Source organism: Mycobacterium sp. ST-F2 (assembly GCF_001905655.1).
GTDB lineage: Bacteria > Actinomycetota > Actinomycetes > Mycobacteriales > Mycobacteriaceae > Mycobacterium.
On sequence record NZ_JMHT01000051.1, the window covers coordinates 47,903 to 54,810 of the forward strand.

Consider the following 6,908-nt stretch of genomic DNA (forward strand, 5'->3'; position numbering starts at 1 on the left):
CTGGGAATAGTCTGGAACACCGTGCGTGACGAACTGGTATGGATCGACTGCGAGATGACGGGGCTGGATCTCAAGTCCGACCGGCTCATCGAGATCGCGGCATTGGTCACCGACAGCGACCTGAACGTGCTCGGCGAGGGCGTCGACGTGGTGATCCACACCGACGACGCCGCACTCGACGGCATGGCCGATGTGGTGATGAAGATGCACACCCGCTCGGGCCTGATCAACGAGGTGCGGACCTCGACGGTCACCCTCGAAGAGGCCGAGCAGATGGTGCTGGACTACATCCGCGGTCACATCGGGCAAGCGAAAACCGCTCCCCTGGCCGGTAATTCGATCGCCACCGATCGCGGCTTCATCGCCCGTGACATGCCGCGTCTGGACGACTTCCTGCACTACCGGATGATCGACGTCAGCTCGATCAAGGAGCTGTGCCGCCGCTGGTACCCGCGCATCTATTACGGGCAGCCGGACAAGGGGCTCGCGCACCGCGCACTGGCCGACATCCACGAATCCATCCGCGAGCTGAAGTACTACCGCGGCACCGCGTTCGTGCCCGCGCCCGGCCCGTCTACCAGCGAAATCGCGGCCGTCGCCGGCGAGTTGGGGCCGCCGACGAACGACGCGGTGGAGACCGATTCGGCTTAGCGGGCCCAAGCGGTTAGTATCTACGACGCTGCTCCTACAGAGCGGCGATGGTGGCTGTAGTTCAGCTGGTAGAGCACCAGGTTGTGATCCTGGGTGTCGCGGGTTCGAGTCCCGTCAGCCACCCCGAGGTAGAACATCGCCTCACCCGCACATGCGGGTGAGGCGATGTTTGTTTTCCGGGTCAATGCAACAGCGGCGAGATATGGGGGTTCGGAGATGGCTTGGCTGATCGACTTTTGGCACTGGTGGACAACCGCTCGCGCCGCTGCCGCTGCGGCCGGAGTCGGCGGAACCATGGCGCTGGTAACTGGTTCGACGGCGGTCCGGACCCTGCGGCACAACCGCAAGGCCACGCAGCGGTCAACACGGCCGATGATGACGGCGACGCTACGGCCCTCCGGATCGGATTCCGCCGCGTTGGCGGTGACCAACGCCGGACAGTCGTTCGCGCGCAACGTGACCGTGAGCTTCGACCCTCCGCTACCGACCCACGATGACAGCACAGACGGTGACCGAAGCGTGATCCCGTTCGTTCGGCACCGGTACTCGAAACCGATCGGAGTGTGGACGCCGGGGTATACCGCGCGGAACGAGTTCTATGTGCTTAGCGACGACCGAGATGAAGCCGGGTTTCGCACCAACGTGGATGGCATTTCACACGACACCGTGATCGTCTTCAACTACACCGACGACGACGGCAACCCCTACTCCGACCGCATCCCACTCGACCCGACCTTGATTCAAGGCGAAACGTGGTCGGTCACCAGGCGTAACCGAGACGGCGAGGAGACGGTCATTTACGACGGTTCCCCCTGGCTGTCGGACGATTGACAGCCGGAGGGTCCCCGATCACGTGGTTTCGCGACCGGCCATCGCGTTGCGAACCTCAGCGCGCACATCGTCCTCGGACAACTCGACGCCGGCTTCCTTGTCATATGCATTGATGGTGTAGCGGAGCCGCCTGATCCTCGGTTAGACCGTCGGGGATGTTGGTGCTGCGGTCGAACCGTTCGGTGACCTGACGCCTGACCTGTTCCTCGAAGTCGTCGGCGAACGATGCCATCGAACACACCCTACTGTGGCGTGGGTGGGCGCAGAGTAGGCGTACCAACCGACACCAGAGCCGCAAACCTAGATCCATGCAGTTTTCGACTTACCATGGCAGGCGCCGTCCTCTGATCTGCTGAAGCGATGCCACGCATTACCTCCGGCTAGACGCAGGCACGAAGAAATCGCCGCCAAATCCTGTGTCGAGTTTGCTTCAGAACAACCATTTCCGGCTCTCCGGCGCCCTCCCAGAAGCCGAACCAGCGCGATACTCCAACGTCATCTTGCGAAACCTCGCTCAATAGGTCATTTATCGCTTCGCGCGTCGGATCGACATTGACTACGTCTACCGCAGCGCGAACCCTTCGACAAATGCGCTTTCGCCCTTCAGCGACAGCTTCATAATTTATCGTGGGCAACGTCTCCAGAGTCTTATCGCCGAACAAATCAAAACCATCGCCCATATACCTTGGAGCTATGACGCCCGACTCAGTGTCCAGCGTCAAGTGCTTCCACGGATCGACCTTGGTTGGATCGATCAACAGAGGATGGCCATTAGTGTCGACAGGAAACTTGGCACCCTTCTTCCGATTACATGGAGTGCATACCCACATGAAATTTGACCATGCGAATGTCAACTTATGATACGAGGCAATTGGCTTAAAGTGATCCACGTCAGAGGCATGCGAGTCGCTGCAATATGCGCACCGCTGCCGAGGGCCAGCCATTCGTTCGAGAGTCGAAACAACTGGCTCAATTTCAGAAGAAGACCGAAATGGCTTCCACATCTTCCGCGCAACCTCTGCTGAGCTACATTTCTTGGATCGAACGTAAAGCGATTGCCTGCCTTCTAAAGGCAATTCAAGCCGCGAGAGCCTTCGCATCCTAAGGCTGACTCGCATCAACTGCAAAGAGCGACAATTGCTCAAACTCACGCTGCTCTTCCGCGCTAAGCCCAACCGAACGTTCCTTCGCCTTCAAACGAGCACGTCGGTCGAGTGCGTCAACGGCGCGCGGTGATCGCGTGTGCGGCAGCCCAAAAGCGTCAGAAAGCAGAATCTCATCAGGCTTGCCAGCAATAATTTTCCGATATTCTTCCTGCGACACCCTAAATGGGGCTCCATTACCCGCCGACGGCATATGAAAAATCCGACCAGCATCGGCGGCTTGACATACGAGCGGACTGTGCGTTGTCACGATGAATTGCACGAGCGGAAGATGCTGCTTTAGCCAGAAACCTATCTCGCGTTGCCACGCCGGATGTAAATGCGCATCAACTTCGTCTATCATTACAACGCCAGGGCGATCAAGTATATAACGATCATCGCTATTTTTGTAAATCAAACCGTCCACACCGTACACGGCGGTCATGTGACGAAAAATATCTATGAACATTGCGAGCGCCGAACGGTAGCCTTCACTCATGTCAGAAAGAGGCATTCGATGGCCAGCAGCATCTCGAAGCCAGATTCCATCTGAATTCACTTCATCAACTGAGACGCCTTGATGCAGAAAGTTGTCGCCCACGAGCTTCAACAAGGCATCGAGGATAATCTCGTCGTCCTTATTTTGCTCTAGCCTTCTGTAATTCAGCTGTTTCACCCATTCTTCGCCTTCAGCGAGAGTGGCGTCTTCTTTGAAAAGAGTGGCATATCTGGGGACTCGACCTGGAAGCATCATCAATCGCTGAGCGTCAGGCGAGCTGCCGTACATTCTTCTGAACGGGCCATACCCCACAGAGAACCATCCGGGCGTGACAGACTGCCACGGACCATTGAGAGCACCCTTTTTCTTATGCCGGTAGATATCCGCGGACACGATATCGGTCACCACACCGTCTCGCTTTATTTCGACTTCAGCCCAGAAGTTGCCTGATGGGAAGCCACCGCGCTTTGTCTTGTCGATGTCATGGTCGGGCTGAACTTCGACAGAGATCGTCCCGCGGTCCTCGCCCTCAGCAATCCACCCCCGGAGATCAGGGACAAGTGCTATCACCTGCTCCGGACCTAAAAGCGCGAGTGAGATGGCTTTCAGGAAAGCCGTCTTTCCAGTGCCATTGTCCCCGGTGATTACCGTCCACCCAGCCAACGACTCGCTTTCACCTTCGAAATTGAGGTCTACTTCGTCGAATCCTTTGATGGCAGACAACGCGACTCGGCGTATATACATAGACTTCCTCTGGCACGTCGCAACACTTACCTCTACGAGCACAGACTAAAGCAGTGCGGACCTCCAAGCCCTCAGGAGACGTCGCCGACTCGCGCTTTGCGGCGAAGTAGCACCCGCACTCCACCGTCACGTGCGCAGTCGATCGAATTGATCCCGGCAGAGAATCCGTACAGCCACCGAAGGAGTCGCGACCTCACCTACTCCTTGCTCTGTAACCGATCATGCGCCTCAATGGTCGCGTCCAAGAGCATCTGCGGATCGTGTTTGCCGGCTGCAAGCCAACGGGCTGTGCCAGCATGCAGCGCTGCACACGCGGCACCGATCGTCTCGGTAACGAACGATGGGTTAGGAACTGAAACCGTTCGATAGTGCCCTGGTTCGTATTCAGCTTTGTCTAGGAGTATGTATCCCTCAACACCGAACCAATTTTGACCGTGGCCTGCACCGGCGGCTGCGTTCCAGAGGTACGCCCACCGGTTTTCGTCACTCTCTGTAGCCGTCGCCGCGTGCCTGACCAGATCCAGATATCGCGGCATTCCCGGTGGTTTCAGCGAAGACATGCCATCGATGCGAGCGTTGTGCGCCCTAATACGCTCGTCAATCCGAGCGGTATCGAGTCCGCCGGCTACGAGCGCTTTGCGATGCAGCTTGAAATCGCCCACCATCAACTGCACGAAGCGCGTCACCCACTCGTCCGTCGACTGCGGCGCCGCCAGCACCCAGAGCGCATGGGCAGCCGACTCGAGCGCCGCTCTCCCCAGCAGGAGGTAGGGCCTCAGAAGTATGCGATTCGCAGGGCCCGGAACGATCGCATGAGGAGCGATACGATCGGACCAGAAACTCAGGTGTTCCGCCGCGGCGCGCAGATACGACCGAGTCCAAACTGACGCCTTCTCCTTCTCGTAAATGCGATCGATGACGTCTAACCAGCTGCCCGGCTTCGGCCCAATCACGCGCTTAAGGACCAGCTCACTGGCTCGAGCCGTGCAGGCCAGACTCAGCCACTCGCGCTGCCGGTCCTGCGAGAGCACAAGACCAGGGGCTGAGGATTCCTCGCCGGCTGCTTCGTCCTCGTTGATCACGACACGATCCTTACGCACACGCAGGCCGCACGCGGGCAAGGGCCACACGAAGCCAGTATCTTCTAACTCCTCCATGCGCGGCCACGCACATGCCTATGCCTATGCCTATGCCTATGCCTATGCCTATGCCTATCGTGACCTGACCCAACGATGGCTGCTCAGCCGCGTATCGATGTGTGGCATCGCCCATGCTTTCGGATCAGATCAGGCGGTCTGCAGCTATTGCACGCTTCAAATAGAAGCGCTTCCGCAACAGGCAGGCTCCTCTTCTGTCTGCCACAAACGGCGTGATTCCGTCAGCCACCCCTGACAGGTCGGGGCGTGCGTCGCACGCCCCGACCTTTTGTTTTACCCTGTGCTGCTCAGCCGGGCAGCTGGTCGAGAAAGCCGTGCACGGTCCGAATCCGGCCGTCACCGTCGGTCGCCAGTACGTCGAACCCGACGATCGGCGGCTGCTCCCCCGCCGGCCCCAGCCCCCACTGGAAGCGCGCCTGGTTGTGGTGGCTGTCGGGTCCGCTGACGAGCGAGAAGACGAATCCGGGGAACTGGGTGTGCACCGCGCCGATCACCCCGGAGATGGCGTCGTGACCGCTCACGTCGGCCATCGGGTCGGTGTAGGACGCCTCAGGCGTCCAGTGGTCGCCGAGCAGCGCATTGCGCTCGGCGGGATCGGTGGCATTCCACGTCTTCAGGTACGCGGTGACGATGTCGTTCATGCTGACCTCTTTCGCATTGGGGTTGGTCAGCTCAAAGCTTGGCCGCCGCGGCGCGGCAAGTCGATTACGTCAGAGGTAACGATGTTCTGCCGCTTGGTTTTTCACCAAATGACATGCAATCCGTTCAGGTCCTGGAATGCCGCATCGGAAGACACGAGAGCGATACCCTCGACCATCGCCGTCGCCGCGATCACCCGATCGAACGGGTCGCGATGGGCCCAACCGATGGCTCCACCGAGGATCGCGTGATCCGTTGAGATGTCAACGGATTCAACGGCCGCCCGCCGCAAGTGCTGTTCGAAGTTCATCGTGATGCTGTCAGCCAAGGGCAGCTTGCCCAGCCGGCACTTGGTAGCGATCTCCCATGCCGATGCCGCCGAGACGTACAGCCGGTTCGACGAGTCCGCCAACAGCCGCCCCGCCGCATCAGACAACCGGGCAGGTTCAGTCAGCAGCCAAAGCAGCACATGGGTGTCGAGAAGGTAGCCCTCCCTCAGCTCTCCCACGCCGCGAGCTCCTCCTCCGACAGCGGGTCGAAGAAGGTCTCCGGTACGCGATACGCGACGAACCCCATCGCCCGAGGCCCACGCGGGGTGATCGGCACCAAGCGCGCGACTGGCACGTCGCCGCGGGCGATCACAATTTCGGCTCCAGCTTCGACTTCCGCCAGTAGCGCAGACAATCGCGTCTTCGCGTCCTGCACTTTCACCGTCTGAGCCATACAACCAGCCTAGGTTGACCAACTTTGTTGGTCAACCTAGTAACCAATCCCCCTGAATACGACGAAAGCCCCCTCCCGAAGGAAGGGGCTTTCGCATCTGTGCGCCGTCAGGGTTTCGAACCCCGGACCCGCTGATAAGTAGTCGACGCTTCTTAGCACTACCTAACAAGTTCGGAAAAATCACCGTCTACCAGGACAAAATCCGACGAACCCGATGCCATGAGAACTGTTGAAAAGCGTCGAAATCCGCCAATACCGCTGAATAAGCGATGACCGCCCACGACCATTCGACAGCGATGGCTGCACTAGACGCCCTGTGGGCACGGGCGACTGGGCGCGCGCGCCTTCCTGGTGACGCTTACTTGTCGGTGCTCGCCGCCATGCTTGGCACTGGGCTACTGATTGAAGCCCCTTCCCGCGTCACAGAAGGGTCCCCAGCGATGCATGACGACAACGACCTACGCCGCGCTCACGATAGCGTCCCGGGGAGTGGTGGACTTCGGATCTGGCGTGGTTCACGCG

At 59.4% G+C, this 6,908-nt stretch carries 10 protein-coding genes, 1 tRNA gene and 1 pseudogene; 4 read left to right on the forward strand and 8 right to left on the reverse strand.

Features of this window, described 5'->3' with window-relative positions; translation table 11 throughout:
* Window positions 1-21: 21 nt before the first annotated feature.
* The 3 genes from orn to EB75_RS18395 all read left to right on the forward strand — a co-directional run bounded on the left by orn (window position 22) and on the right by EB75_RS18395 (window position 1,482).
* The gene (orn, locus tag EB75_RS18385; protein ID WP_061002188.1) at window positions 22-651 is read left to right on the forward strand and encodes an oligoribonuclease; all 630 of its coding nucleotides are present in this window, start codon (window positions 22-24) and stop codon (window positions 649-651) included.
* A gap of 50 nt (window positions 652-701) precedes the next feature.
* Window positions 702-774 (forward strand) — tRNA-His (locus EB75_RS18390).
* Between the two features lie 93 nt (window positions 775-867).
* Window positions 868-1,482, forward strand: coding sequence for a DUF8453 domain-containing protein (locus EB75_RS18395; RefSeq protein WP_073696766.1), 615 nt, complete (start codon window positions 868-870; stop codon window positions 1,480-1,482).
* Between the two features lie 100 nt (window positions 1,483-1,582).
* On the opposite strand, the gene EB75_RS30005 is transcribed toward EB75_RS18395, so the two are convergent.
* The 5 genes and pseudogenes from EB75_RS30005 to EB75_RS18410 form a co-directional block, all read right to left on the reverse strand.
* A complete protein-coding gene (locus EB75_RS30005; protein ID WP_286150239.1) occupies window positions 1,583-1,714 on the reverse strand; it encodes a hypothetical protein in 132 nt (43 codons plus the stop codon).
* 148 nt (window positions 1,715-1,862) lie between these two features.
* Window positions 1,863-2,240: a hypothetical protein gene (locus EB75_RS18400; RefSeq protein WP_286150240.1), complete on the reverse strand. Its 378-nt coding sequence runs from the start codon at window positions 2,238-2,240 to the stop codon at window positions 1,863-1,865.
* A gap of 45 nt (window positions 2,241-2,285) precedes the next feature.
* Window positions 2,286-2,600: pseudogene (locus EB75_RS30190) on the reverse strand (hypothetical protein); the annotation flags it as partial.
* On the reverse strand, window positions 2,584-3,846 hold the full coding sequence (locus tag EB75_RS18405; protein ID WP_168176067.1) for an AAA family ATPase: 1,263 nt from the start codon (window positions 3,844-3,846) through the stop codon (window positions 2,584-2,586). The gene EB75_RS18405 and the pseudogene EB75_RS30190, both read right to left, overlap by 17 nt.
* Before the next feature lie 218 nt (window positions 3,847-4,064).
* Window positions 4,065-4,949, reverse strand: a complete 885-nt coding sequence (locus tag EB75_RS18410) for a hypothetical protein (protein WP_142239685.1) — start codon at window positions 4,947-4,949, stop codon at window positions 4,065-4,067.
* 73 nt (window positions 4,950-5,022) lie between these two features.
* On the opposite strand from EB75_RS18410, the gene EB75_RS28875 reads away from it, so the two are divergent.
* Window positions 5,023-5,259, forward strand: coding sequence for a hypothetical protein (locus tag EB75_RS28875; protein WP_142239686.1), 237 nt, complete (start codon window positions 5,023-5,025; stop codon window positions 5,257-5,259).
* Between the two features lie 52 nt (window positions 5,260-5,311).
* Here the strand turns inward: EB75_RS28875 and EB75_RS18415 are convergent, their stop codons facing one another.
* The 3 genes from EB75_RS18415 to EB75_RS18425 form a co-directional block, all read right to left on the reverse strand.
* Window positions 5,312-5,665, reverse strand: coding sequence for a nuclear transport factor 2 family protein (locus tag EB75_RS18415; protein WP_073696770.1), 354 nt, complete (start codon window positions 5,663-5,665; stop codon window positions 5,312-5,314).
* 101 nt (window positions 5,666-5,766) lie between these two features.
* A complete protein-coding gene (locus EB75_RS18420; RefSeq protein WP_286150241.1) occupies window positions 5,767-6,171 on the reverse strand; it encodes a type II toxin-antitoxin system VapC family toxin in 405 nt (134 codons plus the stop codon).
* A complete protein-coding gene (locus EB75_RS18425; RefSeq protein ID WP_073696771.1) occupies window positions 6,159-6,386 on the reverse strand; it encodes a type II toxin-antitoxin system Phd/YefM family antitoxin in 228 nt (75 codons plus the stop codon). Before EB75_RS18425 ends, EB75_RS18420 begins: the two co-directional genes overlap by 13 nt.
* Window positions 6,387-6,908: the final 522 nt, after the last annotated feature.